The organism is Acerihabitans sp. TG2, assembly GCF_035013185.1.
GTDB lineage: Bacteria > Pseudomonadota > Gammaproteobacteria > Enterobacterales > Enterobacteriaceae > Acerihabitans.
Genome location: NZ_JAYGJO010000013.1, coordinates 73,364 through 96,026 on the forward strand (window position 1 = coordinate 73,364; position 22,663 = coordinate 96,026).

The window sequence follows — 22,663 nt, forward strand, 5'->3', positions numbered from 1 at the left end:
AGTTGACCCCCGACACCACCGGCTCTACCTTGATGGTGGGCCGGCAGAGGCTCAACGACGCTTAAGTCAGGCTATCTATAACAAACAGAAGGCGCATATGACTCATCCATTACCGCAAGACCTTACCTATTATCACGTCTCGGTTCCGGTATTTATCAAGGCGTTAACCAATTTATCATCCTTACTGCACAAAGCAGTGGCGTTTGCCGCCGAGCGGCAGATCGACGAGTCCGAACTGGTCAATGCCCGTTTGGCACCCGACATGTTCAGCCTGGCGCGGCAGGTGCAGTCGGCCAGCGACGCGGCCAAATCCTGCGCGGCACGCTTGTCCGGCAGTGAAATACCGAGCTTTCCTGATACCGAAACCACCTTGGCCCAGTTGCAGACGCGTATCGGTAAAACCCTGGACTTTCTCAATAGTTTGCCCCGCGAGTCTTTCGCGGCGGCGGGCGAGCGGCCTATTGTCATGAATATGCGTGGCACCGAGCGCACGTTCAGCGGCTACGATTATCTGTTCCGGCTGGCCATACCCAATCTTTTTTTCCACGTCACCACGGCTTACGATATCTTGCGTAATCAGGGCCTGGCGATCGGTAAAAGCGATTATCTGGGGTCATTTGATCAGTAACCAATAAAAAAAACGGGACGGTCAGCATCACTGACCGTCCCGTTTTTATTAGCTATAGTCGCGAGAATTATTCAAAAATTACCGCGGTACCATGCAGTTTATTCTGGCCGGTGGCGGAGGTGATCTGGAACGATTTGGCACCTGACTCAGTGGCTTTGGCAGCCAGTTGGCTTTCCAGAGAAGAGAGGTTGCTGCCGCCGGTAGCGGAGATAACGCCTACCACCCGCTGGTTGGCTGGCGCGGACGTTACCAGATCGGCGGCGAAACTACCAAATGATACAAGGCTAAGCGCGAGGGCGGCGACGGTATATTTTACGTTTTTCATGGGTATATTCTCGTATAAAGTTAATCGGTTTTAAATCATGACGTCAATTACTTAACGTTCGATAACTAAATACTAGCTCCGGCGCGCCCTGCGGTCAACTAATTTTATTATTGATCATTAATATATTAATTAACCATTTGAAAAATAACTTTTTATAGTCTTATATTTTCTTTCCCTGCTTTACTGGCATGCGTGAACGAGAGTGATACGCTTAACAGCCCGGCCGCACCTATCCCCACACCATTAGCGCTTCAGGCCACAAGCGTAGCACCGCCGTCGATCACGATATCCTGCATGGTGATATGACTGGCGTGGCGGGAGGCCAGGAATAAAATCACATCAGCCACCTCCTGCGGGTGGCCTATCTTGCCCAGTGGTATCCCCAGCTTGAACAGGTCGGGGAAACCGGCAATCGGCAAGTAACCCTGGCTTACCCGCTCGACTTGGCCAGCATCGGTAATAGCCAGTAGCTGCGTGCGAAACGGATAATCCTCCCCAGCAAAACGTAGATCCAACCCCACCACCACCGGCCTTTTTATGCCGGCCTTGCTAGCCCGGTTAAAGTGCCGCCGCAGTTCTCGCTGAAATATACCCTCCGGTTGATGTCCGTCGCTCGCGCAGATAGACATGCGACTAAAACATCCACGGTGGCAAAACGACGAAAAGGCAACATAAAAAAACCGGCGGCAAGGGCCTTCCTATCACCAGGTATGGCCTGTCGCAGGGATTATGGTCTGTCGCAGCGATAATGTGGCCATATTACAATCTCCGTACTTTAATAATAATAGAAATAAGAATAATTATTATTTGTATTGATAGGGAATAAACTACGTCGTAGAATCAGCCATGTCAATAAATGTAAGCTGCGGTTTGTTCCCCGGCCGGAGGGCACCCCCTGGTGGCCAAATGCCCATTTTCCACCGAAGAGACCGGTTGATGATGTAGGAAATAGCACAATGAAAATAGACCACCAAAGGCGCAGACTGGCCCTGATGCACCTGGCGTTGATCACCCTGCTGGCGATGCCCCTGCTGTTACAATTGACGCCTGCGCGCGCCGCAGACCACTGGCCGCGAGTGATTGACGGCCCGCACGGCCCCGTAACCCTCGAGCAGATGCCGCAACGTATTGTGTCCACCAGCGTGACCCTTACCGGCACACTGCTGGCCATCGGCGCGCCGATTATAGCCAGCGGTGCCACCACGCCCAATAACCGCGTAGCGGACGATCAGGGATTTTTACGGCAATGGGGTAAGGTGGCAAAACAACGACAGGTCAAGCGGCTCTACATTGGCGAGGTCAATGCCGAAGCCATTGCCGCGGAAAATCCCGATCTTATTGTGATCGCCGCCACCGGCGGCGACTCGGCTCTACGTCTCTATGACCAATTATCTACGCTGGCGCCAACACTTATCATCAGCTACGACGATGAAAGCTGGCAACAACTGGCGCGTGATCTGGGCCGGGCTACCGGCCACGAAACCGGAGCCGAGGCAGCCATCAGCCAATTCAACGTACGAGCCCAGGCGTTGAAGTCGCGTCTGGCGTTGCCGCCACAACCGGTTTCGGCCCTGGTCTATCAACGGGACGGCAAGGCGGCCAATGTATGGACCGCACATTCCCCACAAGGTCAGTTGCTGCAGCAATTAGGTTTTACGCTGGCTGAACCGCCCAGTACATTGGCCACCGGTCAAAGCATGGGCCGCCGCCAGGATATCGTTCAGCTTTCCGGAGAGAACCTGGCCGCCGGCCTGAATGGCCAGACCCTGCTGCTGTTTGCCGGCAATGACGCCGACACCCAAGCCCTGCTGGCCAATCCGTTCCTGGCGCATTTGCCGCCAGTGCGCAATCATCAGGTCTATGCCCTGGGTAACGATACCTTCCGCCTGGATTACTACAGCGCCGATCATCTGTTGACCCAGTTGGAACGCCATTTTATCCGTCGATAAATCTTCGGTTCATCGCCCGGTGAGGGCCTGGATCTGTACTGGTACAGCAACCACCAGCAGCCCCAACGCCAGAATGGATAAAAAGCGGGCAAGAAACACCGCCCGGAACGCCGGATGGGTTTTGAGCAGACTGATGTTAAGCAACAAAGAGGGGTTGTTCATACTAGCGGCTAAATAACCTAGATTTGGCAACCATATAGGCTGAAATAAGGAGCGCGCTCATGTTATCATAACTATATGCGAGTAATAACGATAATAAATATCATTATCATATACATTTATGGTTTAGCCGTTTATGCGCCACTCCGTTGGTCTGTTATTAATGTGTTTCATGTTGCTGCTGATGATGGCGATGAGTTTATTTATCGGTGCCAAAGCCATACCCGTTGATCGGGTATGGCTTGCGCTCACCGACGGCTGTGGCAGCGCCGATTGCGTTATTGTGCTTGATGCCCGCTTGCCGCGCACGCTGGCCGGTCTGTTGGCGGGCCTGGCGCTGGGATTATCCGGTGCGCTGATGCAAACCCTTACCCGCAATCCCCTGGCTGATCCCGGTATTCTTGGCGTCAACGCCGGGGCTGGTTTTGCCGTGGTGATAGGCATTACGTTCTTTGGCGCCGCATCCATCGACAGTTATCTCTGGTTCGCTTTTGCCGGCGCGCTGGCGGCGGCGTTACTGGTGGCGCTCATTGGCGCGCTGGGCCGCGGCAGGCTAAATCCGATTCGCCTGACCCTGGCGGGTGTGGCCCTGGGCGCGGTGCTGGACGGCATGGCATCGGGTATTGCACTGCTGCATCCCCTGGTGTATGACCAGTTGCGTTTTTGGCAAGCCGGTTCGCTGGATATCCGCAACATGACAGCAGTTAACCTAGTGATATGGCCCATCATGCTGGGAACAGCGCTGACCCTGTATCTGACGGGAGCCCTCAATGCCCTTAGCATGGGCAACGAGCTGGCGTCGGCCCTTGGCACCCGGGTCGGTTTAACGCAATTGGTGGGGTTGACCGCCATTACCTTATTGTGCGGATCAGCTACGGCCCTGGTCGGCCCCATCGCCTTTGTCGGGCTGATGATGCCGCATATCGCCCGCTGGATCACCGGCCCTGATCATCGCTGGATCATGCCCTGGACCTTGGTGCTGACGCCGGTACTGCTGCTGGGTAGCGATATGATTGGCCGAGTTATTGTCCCCGGCGAGCTGCGGGTTTCAGTGATCACCGCACTGGTGGGGGCGCCGGTGCTGATAGTCCTGGTCCGCCGCCACCCGACGCTGGGGCGGCGATGAACCGGTTCGTTTCGACCCACACCAGGCTGACCATCGCCGCCGTTGGTCTGCCGATCGCCTGTTTGGCCTTGGCGGTATATAGTCTGTGCGCCGGTTTGACGCAACTTGGTATTGCGCAAGCATTCGACGCGCTGCGCGGCGCGGCGCCGCACAATATTCACGTGATGGTAACGCAATGGCGGTTGCCGCGGGTGGTGACGGCGTTGCTGCTGGGCGCGGCCCTGGGAACCAGCGGTGCGATTTTTCAATCGCTAATGCGTAACCCGCTCGGCAGCCCGGATATCATGGGATTCAATACCGGTGCGCACAGCGCCGTGCTCATCGCCATCGTGCTATTTAGCGGCGGGCCGTCGGCCATCGTCGGCGCGGCGCTGGTCGGCGGAATACTCAGCGCAGCGGTGGTCTATCTGCTCGCTTGGCGCGACGGTATTCAACCCTTTCGGCTGATTATTATCGGTATCGCCATCCGCGCCCTGTTGGTTTCGCTTAATACGTGGCTGGTGGTCGGTGCGTCGCTGGAATCCGCGCTCACCGCCGGATTATGGAGCGCCGGATCGCTTAATGGCATGACGTGGGCAAAAATAGTACCGGTGGCGCTACCCATTGCAATCGCGCTGATAACCGCTCTGGCGTTGTCGCGCCGGATGCACCTGCTCGAAATGGGCGACGATGCCGCCTGTGCCCTCGGCGTGCCGGTGGAAACCTCGCGCCTGCTGCTGATACTGACGGGTGTTATCCTTACCGCCGCCGCGACCGCCGCCGCCGGGCCAATCTCGTTTGTCGCCCTGGTGGCACCGCAGATCTCCCGCCGCCTGGCCAACACCCAAACGCTGGCCATCCCGCTGGCCGCCCTTACTGGAGCACTGCTGCTGCTGGCGGCGGACATCGCGGCTCAACGCCTGTTTATTCCCTATCAGCTTCCCGTCGGTGTCGTGACTGTCTGTATCGGCGGCATCTATTTAATTGGCTTGTTACTCAGGGAGTCACGAAAAAAATGAGCGCCCTTGCCCCGCCACCGTCCCGTCTGCGGGCGGATAATCTCACGCTCGGGTATGATCGAAAAATCATCGCACGCGATCTGTCCATCGATATCCCCGATGGCGAACTGACGGTGATTATCGGACCGAATGCCTGCGGTAAATCGACCTTGCTGCGCGCCCTTAGCCGCCTGATGCGCCCCGAACAAGGCATGGTATGGCTGGATGGTCGGGCCATCAATAGTTACGCCACTAAAGAGGTGGCGAGGCGCCTTGGGCTTTTACCGCAAAGTTCCCAGGCGCCCGGCGATATTACGGTGGCGGATTTGGTGGCACGCGGGCGCTATCCGCACCAAAAGCTGTTTAGCCGCTGGGACGCGGATGATGAACGGGCGGTGGCACAGGCGATGCAGGATACCGGCGTCGGTGAACTGGCTGGCCGGCTGGTGGATACACTCTCTGGCGGACAGCGCCAACGGGTATGGATCGCTATGGTGCTGGCGCAGCAAACGCCGCTATTACTGTTGGATGAGCCGACTACCTGGCTCGATATTGCCCATCAAATTGATCTGCTGGAATTATTACTTGAGCTAAACCATAGCGGCGACCATACGCTGGTCGTCGTACTCCACGATCTGAACCATGCCTGCCGCTACGCTAGCCATCTGGTCGCCATGCGCGACGGGCGGATCGTTGCCCAAGGGGCACCAACGGAGATCGTTACCGCCCAACTGGTGGAGCAGGTGTTTGGCCTGCGCTGTGTGATCATCGACGATCCGGTATCCCATACACCGCTGATCGTGCCGCTTGGCCGCGCCCAGCACTAAGGGATCGCGGTCAATGGCCGGCCCCAGTGTTAAACCTTCTTAATACTAGGTTCAATAGCGGCCCAAGCGACTGAAATGATGCGGGAGAGATAATATCCACATGAGCACAATCCAGCTCATGTATCTTGAGCTTATCTACGTAGCGCGACCAGGTTTGCCGGACGCCTATCCATCCAAGGGCTCTCAAGCCACTCGACACACTCGGCGCGCGGCGACGGGCCGAACACCGACGTCCAGCCGGCAGGTACCGAGCTGAAATCCGGCCATAGGCTGTACTGCCGCTGTTCATTGTGTCGTACCCGACAAACTTGCGCCGGATCGTCAAACGGATTTAATTGTTCCAAATAACCCTCCCCAAAGCGCGACCAGTCCATCCAGCAATCCACCACGCCAGCACAACGCATCATGACCACCGTCCACTATCCGGTAATCCACCTGATGGCCGGCAAAACGCAGCGCCTCGACGGCCCGATCGTTAACCTGCCGTACCAGCGGCTCCCTGGCACCAGCCTCGATAAATAACTTAAGACCCTGACCGGCCCCCAACCCGTGATCAATATCTGCCAACAACCGGCAGGACGCATCGGCGCGTCCCTTACTGGTGACATCACGATTGGGCCACCAAAACGATCCGGATTGACTCAGCACACAGCCAAACAGCCTAGGCCAATGCAACGCCGCATACATCGCCGACAAACCACCGAAACTTTGCCCCACCACCACCGTCGAGGCGGCGTCGGCACGGTAAGGCGCCCACTTCGCCACCTGGGGCAATAACTCCAGCCGCACCGCCTGCCAAAACGCCGGATTGCAGGTTAACTCCCGCTCCCGCTGACGAGTATCGATCGCGTCCACCAAGACATACACCGCGGCAGGCAGTTCGCCCGACTGCGTCAATGCGATCAACGGCGACCACAGCGGCATTTGCCGGGCCCAAAACTGCCCGTCGAGCAACAGTGCCACTGGACGCCGGGTTGCCTGGCGCAGCCCGGTGGTAAAAATCCAAACATCACGACTATTACCCAGTAGTTCACTCTGCCAGCGATGCCGTTCCAACGAGGCTGGTGCGGGTAACGGCGGCAACGTACGGCCGGCTAACGGGCCGACGCGATCAAATGTCGCCCATGCTGTCTGTGCCGGTGCCTGCGGCATATGCAGTCCGGAGACCTGATGGCCGCGTCCACCCGTCCAGGCCGGCAAGGGATTAAGCGGGTCGGCAACGGCGCCGGACAACACGCCGCGCCACCCATCACGCAAGGCGACGGGATCCAAAGGTTCCCCTGACGCGAGGCCACTAAAGGCGGCATTATCGCAACAGGGGATAAAACAGTAGCTTCCCCGCCAGCCCGAACCCAATATCGTCTGCCAGCACCAAACATCGGTACCGTCAATCCGCGCCAGACTTTGCGGCGCGGTACGGCTGTGATGATCCGTCATACCACAGATATACACCCAGACCCGCCGGATCGCCGACGCACGCCCACTACCTATGGGATCGCGCCACAGGAATGTCACAGCACAAAATCCAGGTGAGTGCGGCTCCACCCACGGCGTGCCCCGTTGCGCCACCTCTCGCCACCAGTCATCACTGCCCACATCGCGGCGGGCCAACATCACACTACGCATAGTTTAGGGTACCGTGCAAATGGGAAACTTAATACTATTGATAATTATTTCGATTTGCAATAGTGTGTAAAAAGTCATTTTTGGACCGCAATCGTATTTATAACAGCGGACAAAAAGGCGCTTGGCAACGCCGAACAACTCCTTATTAACATAGCGTTAACATGGAACAACTCGGCACCGCCGCCGTCGGGCTACCCCGCATCGGGGCTGCTCATAGTGTGACTTCCACAGACCTTTTTACCGTTGCAGCACGCCCCATCGCGTCAATACGTGCTTTTGAGAACGGCAATTCTTTATCTTTTAAAGGGATACTATGAACATCAGGTTAGCGCATTACTCCTTGGCGACCCTTATTGGACTGGGCCTAGGCACCCCAGGACTCTTATTGGCCGCCATCACCGATGATGGAAAACCGGCGGGCACCGCCACCGGCGACACAATAGTCGTGACCGCTGCACAACAAAATTTACAGGCGCCGGGGGTTTCCACCATCAGCGCTGACGAGATAAAAAAACGCCCACCGGCGCGAGATGTATCGGAAATTATCCGCACCATGCCCGGCGTAAACCTGACCGGCAACTCCACCAGCGGCCAACGCGGCAACAACCGCCAGATCGATATCCGCGGCATGGGACCGGAGAACACCTTGGTATTGATTGACGGTCTGCCGGTCAGCAGCCGTAACTCGGTACGCCAGGGTTGGCGCGGCGAAAGGGATACCCGAGGCGACACCGCATGGGTACCACCGGAGATGATTGAACGAATTGAAGTACTGCGCGGACCGGCAGCCGCGCTCTACGGCAACGGCGCCGCTGGTGGTGTCGTGAACATCATCACCAAACGGAACGCCACCCGGCAATGGCATGGTTCCTGGAATACCTATCTGAATATGCCCCAGCATGATGATGAAGGTGCCACCAGACGCACCAACTTCGGCCTCGCTGGACCGCTGGGCGACGCTTTCAGTTTCCGCCTGACTGGCGGTTACAGTAAAACCCAGGCCGATGCACAGGATATTAACGCCGGACATCAGTCCCTACGCACCGGTACCTATGCCGACACCATACCCGCCGGGCGCGAAGGGGTGATTGATAAAAATATCGATGCCCTTTTCCGTTGGGATTTGGCGCCGTTGCACTCCCTGGAATATGAGACCACTTATAGCCGCCAGGGCAACCTGTACGCCGGCGATACCCAAAACACCAATACCAGTACCCTGGTAAAAGATAACTATGGCAACGAGACCAACCGGATTTACCGGCAAACCCACGCCTTGACCTATCGCGGCACCTCGGATAGCGGCATCAGCACCATGGATTACCTACAATACGAACGTACCAAAAACACCCGCTTAAACGAAGGGCTGGCCGGCGGCACCGAAGGCATCTTCGCCAACGATGATTACTCCACCATCGAGCTCGACAACCTTCTGGCGCACACGGAAATCAGCATTCCCTTCCAACTGGGGGTTAACCAGACCGCCACCTTCGGCAGCGAGTGGAATCAGCAGAAAATGAAGGACCCCTCCTCCAACACCCAAACACTGTTGGGTGGTGCAATCCCCGGGATCTCGAGCACCGGACGCAGCCCCTATTCCTCGGCAGAGATCTTTTCACTGTTCGCCGATGATAATATGGAGCTCACTGACAGCACCATGCTGGTGCCCGGCCTGCGTTTCGACCACCACTCCATTGTAGGTAACAACTGGAGCCCATCGCTGAATCTATCCCAAGGCCTCGGCGACGACTTCACGCTTAAAATGGGAATCGCTCGTGCCTACAAAGCGCCTAGCCTGTTCCAGACCAATCCCAACTACCTACTGTATAGCCGTGGCCAAGGCTGCGCTGCCAGCACCGGCGGCTGCTACCTCATGGGGAATAAAGACCTGGATGCGGAAACCAGTATCAACAAAGAGATCGGGCTGGAGTTCAAACACGACGGCTACCAGGCGGGCATAACCTATTTCCGCAATGATTACCGCAACAAGATCGAGGCGGGGTATCTCCCTTCCGGCGTATCGTCCACCGGTGCGGCGGATATCTATCGCTGGGAAAACGTACCAAAAGCAGTAGTACAGGGATTGGAAGGCACGCTGAATATTCCTGTCAGCACCAATATCACGTTAAGCAATAACATCACCTACATGTTGGAAAGCAAAAACAAGGAGACCGGTGACTATCTGTCAATTATTCCGCAGTACACACTGAACTCAACCTTAAGCTGGCAGCTAAACCAAGATCTCTCGCTACAATCCACCCTGGCATGGTATGGCCGACAGAAACCGAAAAAATACAATTACAAGGGTGAACGTATTACCGGCAGCGAAAGGCATGAGGTCAGCCCCTACTCGGTTATCGGTCTTAGCGGCACCTATGACATGACCAAATACGCCAGCCTGACCCTAGGCATCGACAATCTGTTCGACAAGCGCCAGTTTCGCGCCGGCAATGCCCAAACCACCGGTAACGCTGCCACCAACGCCTACATGTACGGCGCTGGTGCCGCCACTTACAACGAACCGGGCCGAACATTTTATCTAAGCCTGAACACCCACTTCTGAGGCCAATCGATTAAAGGAGAACAATGCAGAGTGACAAATTAGCCGTGATATTCACGGCTAATTTGAACACGATAAGTCGCTCCCCGTCAGCTTCGCCAGCGCCTCGGCGCTGTTTTCATCATCCGGAATATACACCAGCAGCCGATCACCATTACGAGGAGCTGACCACCAGTTATTCTGCCGCAGGTTCATCGCGCCAACATTCGGATGGAAAAACCGCTTCACCTGGTTATCAATGCCTCGAATTTCATAACGCTGCCAGATTTCCCTAAACTCCTCTGAGTTAGAAAGCAGACGGTCCAGCAGTGATTTCCAGTGCGGATCCTCATGATTCTCGCCCATTTGCGAGCGAAACATCGCCACCATGTTTGGCATTAGCGTTTCCCAGTCCAACATCGAGCTGCGCCAGCCGCTGTGGGTAAATGCCAACAGGATACAGTTGCGATCGTGTTCCGGGATAGCCTGTATATCGATATTAATCAGCCGACGCCAAGCCTGGTTATAGCCGAGAATATCGAAGCGCGAAGTCTGAACCATTGCCGGGAACGGGTTCAGCGCATTGAGCATGATCTGTGCGTGCGCCGACACCTTCTGACACACTCTGGCTGCGGTCTGAACCGATGCGCTATGCCCTGCCAGCGAAAATACATGCTGGGTTTCCGCTTCATTACACTGTAATGCCATGGCGATAGCTGCCAAGGTTTTGGTTGAGGCGTTAACCTGACGCCCCTGCTCAAGCCACGTGTACCAGGTAACCCCCACGTCCGCCAACTGCGCAACCTCTTCGCGCCTCAGGCCCGGTGTACGACGGTTTCTCATCCGGGGAAGTCCGAGCCGGTTAGGATCAAGGCTTTCACGGCGACGGCGAAGAAACGCCCCCAGTAACTGACGATTATTTTGGTCAGCAGGAATAACAAGAGATTCAGGCATGGCGAGGACTCCGGACGACACTGGTAGCATTGATACTAGGATAACCAAAAACTGGTACCCGTTTTATTAATCGTTGATCCTAAGCCTCTCTCTTCGTGATGACAAGGCGTTAACCTGATGAAAACCGGTTTTGATTCCCCAACCCTGGGCCGCAGTGGTCTGCTGGTCTTACTGGCGGGTCAGTTGCTACCGATGATTGATTTTTCCATCGTCAACGTGGCATTGGACGCCATGTCCGCCACGTTGCATGCGTCCTCCATTCAGTTAGCGTTGATTGTGGCGGTTTACGGTATCGCCTTCGCCGTGAGCCTGGCCACAGGAGGGCGAATGGGTGATAACTACGGCCGCCGTCGCGTATTTACGCTAGGCGTGGTGCTGTTTGGCGCCGCCTCACTGCTGTGCGGCGTCGCTAACTCAGTCTGGCTACTGTTGCTCGCTCGCGCATTGCAGGGCATTGGTGCGGCGCTGGTCGTGCCACAAATTCTTGCCACACTGCATGTGTGTTTGCACGGCCGGGAACATACTCGTGCCATCGGCCTGTATGGCGGTATCGGCGGGTTGGCCTTCATTGTCGGTCAAGTATTGGGCGGATTCCTGATTTTCGCCAATATTGGCGGCTACGGCTGGCGCAGCGTTTTTCTGATTAATATTCCACTGTGCCTGCTGATCGTCTTATTGGCCTCACGCACCATCCCTGAAACCAAAAAATCCCGACAGGTCTCGATTGATTTATCCGGCACGCTGCTGCTGGCCGGTGCCATTGGTTGCCTGCTGGTTGCGCTGGCGTTGGGTCCATTACTACACTGGTCGTGGCCGTGCATTCTTTTGCTTGCCGCCTTCCCACTGTTACTCAATCGCTTGTGGTGGGTAGAAGTCACGCTGGAAAACAACCAAGGTTCGCCTTTACTGCCACCCAGCCTGATCCGTCTCAACGGTGTGCGATTCGGCCTGTCGATTGCCGTGCTATTTTTCTCCTGCTGGAGCGGCTTTATGTTTGCCGTGGCCCTGACACTCCAGTCCGGACTGGGTATGACGCCCTTTCAGTCCGGCAATGCCTTTATTGTCTTGGGCACGGCCTATTTTCTTGGTTCAATGTACTCTACTCGCGCGGTGGAAAAGTGGGGCAAATTAACAACACTGCTAACGGGTTGTACTCTACAAATGGCCGGTTTGTTGGCATTAATGGCCACCTTCCAGATCGCCTGGCCTGATGTCGGCGCGCTGGCATTGGGCCCGGCAACGGCATTGATTGGTTTAGGCCAATCTTTTATTGTTAGCTGCTTTTATCGCATTGGCCTGTCGGACGTACCAAAAGATCATGCCGGGGCCGGCAGTGCCCTGTTGTCCACCGTGCAGCAAGCGGCGTTTGGCCTGGGCCCGATGCTACTGGGCACGGTTTATACCCTGGTGCTTCAACAGCATGGCAACTATAAAACCGCCGTCCTTGCTGTGTTAATTGCTGAATGGATCCTGATGTTGGTTTTGGTGGTTCGGGCAGTAATATCACGACATCAAATTCCGGCGCTACCAAGCCAAGACGCGGCGCGCGATCACCGGACTCGCAGCAGGTCCGGTTAAAGGGAAAGCACCCCATGGCACGCTAAGCCCGCGATCACCGACGCTCAAGCAAACCGTGTAAAAGGGAAAGCGCGCCAATGGGGTCGAATTGGCCGTGATGTTTCCGGCCAACCGAGGTCCCATGGCACGCTACGCCCGCGATCACCGATGCTCAAGCAAACCGTGTAAAAGGGAAAGCGCGCGATCACCGAACCCGCAGCAAGCCCTGTACCAAAATCGACCGACTCAACCGCGAGATTTTACAAGCATATCGCGATTAATCGTGAGAAAGTTTCGCAACAACACTGACATTCGAGGAATGACCTGTGGCACAACTTTCATTAGAAGATACCCGCATCCTGGCACAAAACATCCTACGCCATCATGATTTCAGTGAAGAACAGGTAGCAGCCATCGCCGACGTTATGGTCGCTGGCCAACGAGACGAATGCGCCTCCCACGGTTTGTACCGCCTGTTAGGCTGTATTGCTACCCTCAACGCCGGCAAAGTGGTACCCGACGCACAACCAGAAATTATCGATGTCGCCCCGGCGTTACTAAAGGTGGATGCCAAAGGCGGCTTCTCGCCCCTGGCGTTCCGGCGGGGACTGCCGCTGGCGTTGGAAAAAGCCCGACAAAATGGCTTATCCGCTTTTGCCATCAACCACTGTGTCCATTTTTCCGCCCTGTGGGTGGAAATTGAGGACATCACCGCCGCGGGCATGGTCGCGCTGGCCTGCAACCCCAGCCATGCCTGGGTAGCACCCGCGGGCGGCAGCAAACCGCTGTTCGGTACCAACCCTTTCGCCTTTGGCTGGCCACGTGCCGGACAATTGCCCTTTGTTTTTGATTTTGCCACCAGCGCCATTGCCAGGGGTGACATTGAATTGCATCGACGGGAAGAAAGACCCGTACCCCTCGGCTGGGGAATAAACGATGGCGGCCAACCCACCACCGATGCTGCAGCGATATTGTCGGGGGCCATGCTGACCTTTGGCGGCCACAAGGGTTCCGCGCTCTCAGCCATGATTGAACTGATTGCCGGCCCGTTAATCGGCGATTTCACCAGTGCTGAGTCCAAAGACTGGGACCATGGCGCCGGCGCACTGCCTTATCACGGGGAACTGATTATTATCCTAGACCCACAGCGTTTTCTTGGCGACCAGGCCACGGAACATCTCGCCCGTGCCGAACCGCTGTTCACTGCCATGGCGCAAAACGGCCGGTTACCCTCGCAGCGTCGTTATGAGGCCCGTCAACGCAGCCAACAACAGGGGATCACTCTACCGGATACACTCTATCGTGATTTACTGGCGCTACTGGATTAAGAGAAGGATCTTGGCGGCGTGCCCCTACCCATGGCACGCTAAGCCCGTCGACACCGGCGCTCGAAGCAAACCGTGTAAAGGGAAAACGCACCATGCGCTCCACTCCCCCACTACACCGAATAACCGATCATCGTCAGCATTTTTTTCACCTGCAACACTGCGTCCTGCCGCTGTTCCACCCCCAGTTTTTGATAAAGATTACGAATATGGGTTTTAATCGTGGTGGAAGCGACATCCAGCTCCCCAGCAATTTGATTATTACTGTAACCCGAATAAATCAACCCTAACACCTGCCACTCACGCTGGGTCAGAGGACTAATGCGAATCAGCTCCGGCACCTGAGGATGATGCAACAACTGCTGGACAAAATCCTCATCAAAATGGGCAAACTTATGGCGGTGATGCGCATTAATATCACGCAGAATGCGCCGTGTTCGCTGTTGCTCCATTTCAGGCAGCACCCCGAGCTGTAACAATTGGCGCAACTGCACCGCCATCGTTTCGCCTTCAACCACAAATTGGCTAATAAATCCGGTACGATTGGCTAACGACAATGCCTCCATCAGCACCCGCTGAGCCTCTTTTTCCCGCCCGGTCTGCCAATAAATCAGATTATTAAGCAATAGATTATGATTAAGATCGCTAACCAGATTCAGCTGACGGGCGTTATCGTTAAGCTCATCGAGCACCACTTCTGCCTCATCAAACTGACCAAGCAATATTTGCGCCCGGGCAATATTGCGCCATTGACCTTGCAGAAAATGGTTATCGACATTATCCGGTTTTACCGTCTGATTCAGCCACCGGGCGGCGGCCTCGGTGTCGCCGGTCAACTGCCAAAACAGCACTCGGGGATTATCGGCGTTAGTCACCCAATCACTATGATAATGAGCACCGCTCATTAGATTTTCGCAACGATGCAGATGACTCCGCGCATGATCGAAATCACCGCGCCCTAGGGCGATTTTGGCCAAGATCGCCAAGCATTGCAGTTGCTGTTGCGGTTGGGAACTGGCCAGAACGTTCAAACCATCGTTGGCGGCTTTCTCAGCTTCGTCAAGGCGTGACCAAGACCAAAGCAACTGTGCACGCAAACGCAGCAAAAATTCATGCATCGGCAACTGTTCCAAATGCTGGGCGCCAACCAACTCAAACGCCTGATCCTGAATCTCATACGCCACCTGCAGATACCCTTGAGCGATCAAAATTTCGCTTTGCTGCAACAACGCCCACAGGGCGTAATGATACACGCCATGTTGGTGCGCCATTTGTGCGGTATGCTGCATCATGGTCAACGCCTGGTCCAACTGACCTTTGCAATGGGCCACTTCGCCAGTGACCGAGGTGGCGACAATCCGGCCATAATAATTCGACTGCGGCAAAAAACGCAGCGCTTCCTCCGCCAACGTCTCCGCCTCATCGGGCTGATCGGTATTAATGGCCACCTGCGCCAGCAGAGCACTGAACTCAGCCTGCAACCGCGACGAAATGACCACGTTGTGCTTAGCCATCTCATCACGATCTTGCGCCATTAAACTGGCGACTTCCGCGCAGCGATGCTGACTCTGGGCCAACCAGCCCTTAAGCAGCACCAGGCGAGGACGTTGTATTAAGGCTTCGTAGGGCAATTTTTTTAAACAACGTTCCAACAGCGCCAGCTCGCCGTGATAAAACAACTCCCAGCCGTTTTCCAACAAGATCTGGCACATCATATCCTGATCCTGCGCCTCCATCGCGTGATGGATGGCTTCCGCAGGAAACCCCAGAGCCAACCAGCCAGCCGCCGCGTTATGGTGGATTTCCGCCAGTTCAGCGGCCAACTCCCATTGGCAGCGCTGGCGCAGAAAATTGGCGAATAACGGATGAAAGCGGAACCACTCGCCGTTGTCATCCATACGCTGGATAAACAGACCCTGATGCTCAGTCTGCTCAAGCAACTGTTGACCGTTCTCCTCGCCCGTCAAGCGGTCGATCAGCACATCGTTCATCGAATGCAATAGCGAACAGCGCAATAGAAAACGCCGGGTGGCGCCATCTACCCGATCAAGCACCTCCTCCACCAGATAATCGGACAAATGGCTCGAATTAATGCCCGACAACCGCTGGGCGGTTTTACTGGCCGGCGTGCCGGACTGGCGGGTAGAGAGCACAATCAATTGTAGCGCAGTCGCCCAGCCCGAAACCTCATCACACAACCGATGACTATCTTGGGTCGCGATGGGAAGATCGAGACGGCAATCAAAAAACAATTTCGCTTCATCATGAGTAAAAGCCAACTGCTGGCTACCGATTTCCAACAGTTGATCACGCACGCGCAGGTTGGCGATGCCCAGCGACGGCAGATTGCGTGACAGCAAAATCAGCTTCAGATTCTCCGGCTGGTGACGCAACAGGCCACGCATGGCATCGTGAATCAGCGGATTGGTAATGAGGTGATAATCGTCAATCACGACAAACAGCGGGGTCGTCCAGTCGGCCAGATCAACCGATAACTGGGCAAATAATGTGCCGAGGCTAGCATATTGATGTTTTTGTGCCAACGCTTCGCTGCGCAAACAATGCCCCTGCGTCGCCTGTTGAATCGCCGCTACCAGATAATTGGCGAACTGCTCCGGCTCATTGTCGCTTTCATCAAGCGAATACCAGCCGAGATCCTGCTGTATCACCGCCCACTGTGCCACCAGTGTGGTCTTACCATAACCTGCAGGACTGGTGATAAGCGCTAAACGGTAGTTTGCTGCAGCCGAAAGCCGGTCCAGTAACCGCTGACGCAATACAGAGTTTTGCAGCCTCGCTGGCCGTCTTAGTTTCGATGGAATCAACATGTTTTATTTTCCCGACGATTCGAAATAGCGGTCAAGCGCTGCAGTGACGTTTTGTAATAAGATTGTAATTATTTATTATTAAAGGTTATCCATTTTCCATTATGGGAAATTGCGCCCTGTCACAATTTTCACTACGCCTTGCGACTCCTCCTCATTTCCTCCTCGTCAGGAGGATGAGTAACCCCAATTCCAACGTCATGATAACGGCCTACCCTCATTGACTCACCAGAACGAGAGAATCTTATGCCGGTGCAATCCCTTAGCAGCTCGCAATTCGACGCAGCACTCGCCTATCAGTGGCGGCAAGCAGGTTTCAGCGACCCACGACAGATGACCGCGCGCCAATGGTGGCAGGCGGTTTGTCGTACGGTGTCCAGTATGCTCCCACCCGAGGACATCGCGTCCCCACCCCCCAGGCGCCGGCGGGTAAACTACATTTCAATGGAATTCCTGCTCGGCAGGCTGAGCGCGAACAATTTGATCAACCTGGGATGGTACGAGGCGGTTGAACAAGCCCTTGATCAATACGATGTGAAACTGAGCGACATTCTGGAGCAGGAAACCGATCCAGGACTGGGCAACGGGGGTCTCGGCCGGCTGGCCGCCTGCTTCCTGGATTCTATGGCCACCGTCGGCCAACCCGCTATCGGTTATGGCTTAAATTACCAATTTGGCCTGTTCCGCCAGACCTTTAGCGAGCACCAGCAGCACGAAGCGCCGGATAACTGGCTACGCCATGATTATCCCTGGTTCCGCCAGCATGACGAACTGCGGGTCGACGTGGGTTTCGGCGGTAAGCTCATCACCCAACCCGACGGCCGCAAAGTATGGCAACCGGCGTTGTGGCTCAAGGGTGATGCATGGGATCTCCCGGTGTGCGGCTATGGCAACGGCGTAGTGCAAATCTTGCGGTTATGGCAAGCCGGACATGAACAGCCGTTTGATTTAACGGCATTTAACGAGGGAAAATATCTACGCGCGGAACAACAAGGCATCGAGGCTGGCGCACTGACCAATGTACTCTATCCCAATGATAGTCATCCGGCGGGCAAGCGGCTGCGACTGATGCAGCAGTATTTTCAGTGCGCCTGTTCCATCGCGGATATCCTGCGCCGCCATTTGGCCGCGGGTCGCACGCTGGCAAGCCTGCCAGATTTCGAGGTCGTCCAACTCAACGATACTCATCCCAGTATCGCCATAGTGGAATTATTACGCATCCTGCTTGATGAACATGAACTGGACTGGGATAACGCCTGGGCCATCACCGTCAACACCTTTGCTTATACTAACCATACGCTGATGCCAGAGGCGTTGGAGCGGTGGAATGAACCGTTGATGCGTAGCTTGCTACCACGTCATTTCGCACTGATCCGCCAAATCGACGCGCATTTTCGCCCCCAGGTGGAAAGTCTATGGCCGGGTGACCAGGCAATCTGGCGCAAACTGGCGATCAACGCGGATAAACAAGTGCGCATGGCCAATTTATGCGTTATCGGCGGTTTTGCGGTCAACGGCGTCGCGGCGCTGCATTCGCGTCTGGTTACCGAGGATCTATTTCCAGAATATTACCGGCTATGGCCGGGGAAATTTCATAATGTCACCAATGGCATTACCCCCCGACGCTGGCTCAAGCAGTGCAACCCGGCGCTGTCGACACTCATCGATGGTACCTTGGGTAAGGGCTGGGTCACCGACCTGGACGCACTGCAACGGCTTGAACCTTACGCCGACGATGCACAGTTTCGCGCACAGTATCGACACATCAAGCGAGACAATAAGTTGCGGCTGACGGCCTATGTCCAACAGCTGTGCGGCATTAGCCTCAATCCCGACGCCATGTTCGATGTACAAATCAAACGGCTACATGAATATAAGCGCCAACACCTCAAGCTACTGCATATCCTGTGGTGCTACCAACGTCTGCTCGCCGACCCCCAAGGGAAATATGTACCGCGGGTCTTTTTATTCGCAGGCAAGGCCGCACCCGGTTATCGCTTGGCCAAAAATATTATTCACGCCATCAATAGCGTAGCAGAACGCGTCAACAATGATCCGCGGGTTGCCGATCGACTGAAAGTGGTTTTTATTCCCGACTATCGCGTCTCGGTGGCGGAACTGATGATCCCAGCGGCCGATCTTTCGGAACAAATCTCCACCGCCGGCACTGAAGCGTCGGGCACCGGTAATATGAAGCTGGCGCTGAACGGGGCGCTGACCATCGGCACGCTGGACGGAGCCAACGTCGAAATTGCCGAACAGGTCGGCGAGGACAATATGTTTCTGTTCGGATTGAATGTACCACAGGCCAAGGCCCTACGGGCCGACGGCTACGATCCCTTGATATGGCGCCAAAACAGTCACTCGCTCGACCCGTTGCTGCTCAGCCTCGCCGACGGCACATACAGCGACGGCGATACACAGGCATTCATGCCGTTACTGGACAGCCTTGGTGCGGGTGGCGATCCCTATCTGGTGCTGGCGGATTTTGATGACTACTGTGCGGCACAGGACCGCGCCGACACACTCTACCCGGATCAAGACGCCTGGACCCGGGCGGCAATATTAACCACCGCACGGGTGGGCATGTTCAGCTCCGATCGGGCCATCAGTGACTACCAGCGGCTGATCTGGCAAGCCGCGCGCCAGGGGGAATGATGGAACCCTTATTGTTGGAAAAAATCTCGGCCCAGGCCGGTATCGCCAATGAATATATCAATGCCCTGGGCCAGCGGCAAACCATCTCGGCGCAAACCCAACGTCGGCTGCTTGACCTTATGGGACACCGATCACGCACGCTCACCCCGCCAACGCCACTCGTGCCGCCGGTGGCCGTCTGGCGCAGTGATGAACCGATGACGCTCACCCCGGGCATCCAGGGTGACTGTGACTGGCAATTATCGACCGAACAAGGCGCCATACTAAGGGGAAACATACCCGCCGGAACGCCATTGCGGCTGCCCAGCGGCCTGGCCTGTGGCTACCATCAGTTGACCATAAGCCAGGGCGCACAGGTAGCGTCAAGCTTGGTTATTGTCGCCCCGCCCCGCTGCTACCAGCCAGCAGCGCTGCTGGCAGGCAAACGGCTCTGGGGGGCTAGTATCCAACTTTATACCTTGCGTTCGGCGGTCAATTGGGGCATCGGCGACACCGGCGACCTGAAAATGATGATCCGCGAAATGGCGCGGCGCGGCGCGGCATTTGTCGGCCTCAATCCAATCCATGCGCTCTATCCGGCTATGCCGGCGAACGCCAGTCCCTACAGCCCGTCATCACGGCGCTGGCTAAATACGCTGTATATTGATATCAATAATGTGGAGGATTTCCACCATAACCCCGCAGCACAGCAATGGTGGACACATCCGGATGTGCAGCGCGCACTGATAGACGCGCGCGCCGCCGTACAGGTGGATTATCCTCGGGTTAGCGCACTAAAATTAACCGCACTACGGCTATGCTGGCAGCAATTCGGCCGGCGGACGCAGCACGATCCGCAGCGGCTGGACTTCGCTGCGTTTGTGCGCCACGGCGGCGACAGCTTGAGACACCAGGCAGAATTTGATGCTCTGCATGAATTACTGGCACAACAGGACAACGCCTGCTCGGGATGGCAAGCCTGGCCGCAAAAGTATCGCGATATCCAGGGTGCGGAAGTGGCAATGTTCCGCCAGGGGCATGCTCAGGAGATAACATTTTATCTCTGGTTACAGTGGCTGGCCGATCGCCAGTTCGCCGAATGTTACGATTTGTGCCGCACCCTTGGCATGCCCATCGGACTGTATCGCGATTTAGCCGTTGGCGTCAGCGACGGCGGCGCGGAAACCTGGGGCGATCCGGCCCTATTCTGTTTGGGTGCGTCGGTGGGCGCACCGCCGGATGTGCTCGGCCCCCAGGGTCAGAACTGGGGATTGGCCCCGATGGATCCCCTGGCGATGGCGGAGCGTGGTTACCAACCGTTTATCGATTTGTTACGTTCGAATATGCGGGGCTGCGGCGCTCTGCGTATCGATCATGTGATGTCACTGCTGCGCCTGTGGTGGATCCCACGTGGTGATACGGCCGCACAGGGTGCTTATGTTCATTATCCCATGGAAGCGCTGCTGGCCATTCTGGCGCTGGAAAGCCAACGCCATCACTGTATGGTGATCGGCGAGGATTTGGGCACCGTGCCGGAAGAAATTCGCGGACGTCTGCGCGACAACGGCATTTATTCCTATAACGTGCTATTTTTCGAGCAAAACGCCCACCATGAATTCTTGCCACCCGAGGCCTATGCACCGCAGTCGATGGCCGCCGCCACTACCCATGATTTGCCCACGCTACGCGGCTACTGGAGCGCCGGTGATTTATTTTTGGGACGACAACTAGGACTGTATCCCGACACAGCGGTATTGCGCTACCTGCATGAGGACCGTCAACGGTCACGCCAGGGACTGCTCGACGCTTTGCACCGTCACGGCAGTCTGCCCAAAAACACGCCCCAACAGGCCAAGGGCCTGGTGATGTCGCCACGACTTAATCGCGCTATGCACCGCTACCTGGCTGACAGCGCCAGTGCGTTACTCGGCGTGCAACCAGAAGATTGGCTGGATATTGCCACACCGGTCAACGTGCCGGGTACCAGCGATCAGTACCCTAACTGGCGCCGCAAGCTGACGCGCACCTTGGAGGAGATGTTCGCCAACCCCGGCATTAACCGTTTATTAAGGGATATCAACCGACGTCGCCTTTAAACCAACATCGGTTAAGGCGGTGGATGACGCGGCGCATTGCACCACGTCCAGATCATTCACATACTCTGTCACCGCCAGCCGCCGAAGGCAATGCCGCGCTGGCCAACAAACAATATGTACGATGCACTCATCGGGTGTTCCTTAACCTGGGGTAGTCAGACTATCTGGTGCCTGAACCCTGCAGCCAGACGCCTGGTTTCAAAAAGGCGCACAGGAGGCTACTTCGCTTTCCACTGGCGAGCTGTTTCCAGCGCAAAGTCGCGGTAGTTTCGCGGTGCACGGCCAAGCAAATCGGTCAGTCGTGCTATATCCGCCTGCGGCGCAACTGCACCGTCAGTCTGATAGCGCCGCATCATTGCGCGCATGTCGTACGCTTTCCAGGCGGGGGCATGAGCCTTGATGTTCTGCTCAAAGGTATCAAGATCGTTACCTGCATAGGACACATCACGGTCAAGCGCTTGCGCCCAAATGGCGGCCAGCCCCTGGCCAGTCAGGCTGTCGGGGCCGGACAGCTCGTAGATTTCGCGCGGCAGTGGACGCGTCGACCGATGACGGCGGATCAATTCGATAACGGCAGCATCGGCAATATCACGAACATCCACCATTGACACGCCTTTATTACCTACCGGCGAAACGTACAGCCCGGCATTCAGTAACGGTTCCTTTTGCAAGACATCGTTCTGGAAAAAGTACGACGGGCGGAGGATGGTCGCGGGTAAATCTAATTGTTCAATCATCCTTTCCACAGCGAATTTACCGGTGAAATGCGCCACGTCGGTAAATTCTTCGCTGCGCGCCACGGATAGATAGACGATGCCCTGTACACCAACGTCCCGCGCCAGACCGAGAGTATTTATGGCCTGGGTCAGTTCATCCGGGGCATTACTGACGAGCAGAAAGAGCGTTTTCACGCCGTTCAGGGCTTGGCGCATGGCATCAGCGTCCAGCAGATCACCGCCAACGGCGGTGACGCCTGCAGGAAAAGTTGCCTTTTTCGGTGATCGCGTCAGCGCATTGATTTTTTCACCGCTTTTTGCCAACTGACTGATAATTTCGGTGCCGATGCGGCCGGTACTTCCGGTAACAAGTATGCTCATGATGTACTCCGATGAGTTC

Annotated in this window: 16 protein-coding genes and 2 pseudogenes; 10 read left to right on the forward strand and 8 right to left on the reverse strand. The window is 56.0% G+C overall.

Annotated elements, in window-relative coordinates:
- The first annotated feature begins 97 nt into the window (after nucleotides 1-97).
- Nucleotides 98-628, forward strand: a complete 531-nt coding sequence (locus SJI19_RS13220; protein WP_323478733.1) for a DUF1993 domain-containing protein — start codon at nucleotides 98-100, stop codon at nucleotides 626-628.
- A 67-nt stretch (nucleotides 629-695) separates the two neighbouring features.
- On the opposite strand, the gene bhsA is transcribed toward SJI19_RS13220, so the two are convergent.
- Both bhsA and SJI19_RS13230 read right to left on the reverse strand, forming a co-directional pair.
- Nucleotides 696-953, reverse strand: a complete 258-nt coding sequence (gene bhsA, locus SJI19_RS13225) for a multiple stress resistance protein BhsA (protein ID WP_323478734.1) — start codon at nucleotides 951-953, stop codon at nucleotides 696-698.
- Nucleotides 954-1,204: 251 nt separating this feature from the next.
- A pseudogene (locus SJI19_RS13230) lies at nucleotides 1,205-1,366 on the reverse strand (SDR family oxidoreductase); the annotation flags it as partial.
- Nucleotides 1,367-1,945: 579 nt separating this feature from the next.
- On the opposite strand from SJI19_RS13230, the gene fepB reads away from it, so the two are divergent.
- Nucleotides 1,946-2,902, forward strand: coding sequence for a Fe2+-enterobactin ABC transporter substrate-binding protein (fepB, locus tag SJI19_RS13235; protein ID WP_323478784.1), 957 nt, complete (start codon nucleotides 1,946-1,948; stop codon nucleotides 2,900-2,902).
- Between the two features lie 18 nt (nucleotides 2,903-2,920).
- On the opposite strand, the pseudogene SJI19_RS13240 reads toward fepB, so the two are convergent.
- A pseudogene (locus SJI19_RS13240) lies at nucleotides 2,921-3,064 on the reverse strand (MFS transporter); the annotation flags it as partial.
- A 133-nt stretch (nucleotides 3,065-3,197) separates the two neighbouring features.
- Here SJI19_RS13240 and fepD point away from each other — a divergent pair.
- The 3 genes from fepD to SJI19_RS13255 are packed head-to-tail and all read left to right on the forward strand — an operon-like array spanning nucleotide 3,198 to nucleotide 5,991.
- Nucleotides 3,198-4,187, forward strand: coding sequence for a Fe(3+)-siderophore ABC transporter permease (gene fepD, locus SJI19_RS13245; protein WP_323478735.1), 990 nt, complete (start codon nucleotides 3,198-3,200; stop codon nucleotides 4,185-4,187).
- Nucleotides 4,184-5,185 (forward strand): iron-enterobactin ABC transporter permease, encoded by a 1,002-nt coding sequence (gene fepG / locus SJI19_RS13250; RefSeq protein WP_323478736.1) that lies wholly within the window; start codon nucleotides 4,184-4,186, stop codon nucleotides 5,183-5,185. The genes fepD and fepG overlap by 4 nt, the downstream gene beginning before the upstream one ends.
- Nucleotides 5,182-5,991, forward strand: coding sequence for an ATP-binding cassette domain-containing protein (locus tag SJI19_RS13255; protein WP_323478737.1), 810 nt, complete (start codon nucleotides 5,182-5,184; stop codon nucleotides 5,989-5,991). The genes fepG and SJI19_RS13255 overlap by 4 nt, the downstream gene beginning before the upstream one ends.
- A gap of 131 nt (nucleotides 5,992-6,122) precedes the next feature.
- Here SJI19_RS13255 and SJI19_RS13260 read toward each other — a convergent pair whose 3' ends face one another.
- Together SJI19_RS13260 and fes are read right to left on the reverse strand one after the other, a co-directional pair.
- Entirely contained in the window at nucleotides 6,123-6,335 is a 213-nt protein-coding gene (locus SJI19_RS13260; RefSeq protein WP_323478738.1) for an MbtH family protein, read from the reverse strand.
- Complete coding sequence (fes, locus tag SJI19_RS13265) at nucleotides 6,313-7,617, reverse strand: enterochelin esterase (RefSeq protein WP_323478739.1); 1,305 nt, start codon at nucleotides 7,615-7,617, stop codon at nucleotides 6,313-6,315. Before fes ends, SJI19_RS13260 begins: the two co-directional genes overlap by 23 nt.
- 313 nt (nucleotides 7,618-7,930) lie before the next feature.
- Between fes and SJI19_RS13270 the strand changes: the two genes are divergently transcribed.
- Entirely contained in the window at nucleotides 7,931-10,177 is a 2,247-nt protein-coding gene (locus SJI19_RS13270; RefSeq protein WP_323478740.1) for a TonB-dependent siderophore receptor, read from the forward strand.
- 57 nt (nucleotides 10,178-10,234) lie between these two features.
- On the opposite strand, the gene SJI19_RS13275 is transcribed toward SJI19_RS13270, so the two are convergent.
- Nucleotides 10,235-11,107 carry a helix-turn-helix transcriptional regulator gene (locus SJI19_RS13275; RefSeq protein WP_323478741.1) on the reverse strand — a complete coding sequence of 291 codons (873 nt, stop codon included), beginning with the start codon at nucleotides 11,105-11,107 and terminating at the stop codon, nucleotides 10,235-10,237.
- Between the two features lie 117 nt (nucleotides 11,108-11,224).
- On the opposite strand from SJI19_RS13275, the gene SJI19_RS13280 reads away from it, so the two are divergent.
- Complete coding sequence (locus SJI19_RS13280; protein WP_323478742.1) at nucleotides 11,225-12,685, forward strand: MFS transporter; 1,461 nt, start codon at nucleotides 11,225-11,227, stop codon at nucleotides 12,683-12,685.
- Nucleotides 12,686-12,990: 305 nt separating this feature from the next.
- On the forward strand, nucleotides 12,991-13,992 hold the full coding sequence (locus tag SJI19_RS13285; RefSeq protein WP_323478743.1) for an Ldh family oxidoreductase: 1,002 nt from the start codon (nucleotides 12,991-12,993) through the stop codon (nucleotides 13,990-13,992).
- Nucleotides 13,993-14,102: 110 nt separating this feature from the next.
- Here SJI19_RS13285 and malT read toward each other — a convergent pair whose 3' ends face one another.
- Nucleotides 14,103-16,817 (reverse strand): HTH-type transcriptional regulator MalT, encoded by a 2,715-nt coding sequence (gene malT / locus SJI19_RS13290; RefSeq protein WP_323478744.1) that lies wholly within the window; start codon nucleotides 16,815-16,817, stop codon nucleotides 14,103-14,105.
- Nucleotides 16,818-17,060: 243 nt separating this feature from the next.
- On the opposite strand from malT, the gene malP reads away from it, so the two are divergent.
- The gene (gene malP / locus SJI19_RS13295) at nucleotides 17,061-19,472 is read left to right on the forward strand and encodes a maltodextrin phosphorylase (protein ID WP_323478745.1); all 2,412 of its coding nucleotides are present in this window, start codon (nucleotides 17,061-17,063) and stop codon (nucleotides 19,470-19,472) included.
- Nucleotides 19,472-21,547: a 4-alpha-glucanotransferase gene (gene malQ, locus SJI19_RS13300; protein WP_323478785.1), complete on the forward strand. Its 2,076-nt coding sequence runs from the start codon at nucleotides 19,472-19,474 to the stop codon at nucleotides 21,545-21,547. Before malP ends, malQ begins: the two co-directional genes overlap by 1 nt.
- 218 nt (nucleotides 21,548-21,765) lie before the next feature.
- Here the strand turns inward: malQ and SJI19_RS13305 are convergent, their stop codons facing one another.
- On the reverse strand, nucleotides 21,766-22,644 hold the full coding sequence (locus SJI19_RS13305; protein WP_323478746.1) for an SDR family oxidoreductase: 879 nt from the start codon (nucleotides 22,642-22,644) through the stop codon (nucleotides 21,766-21,768).
- Nucleotides 22,645-22,663: the final 19 nt, after the last annotated feature.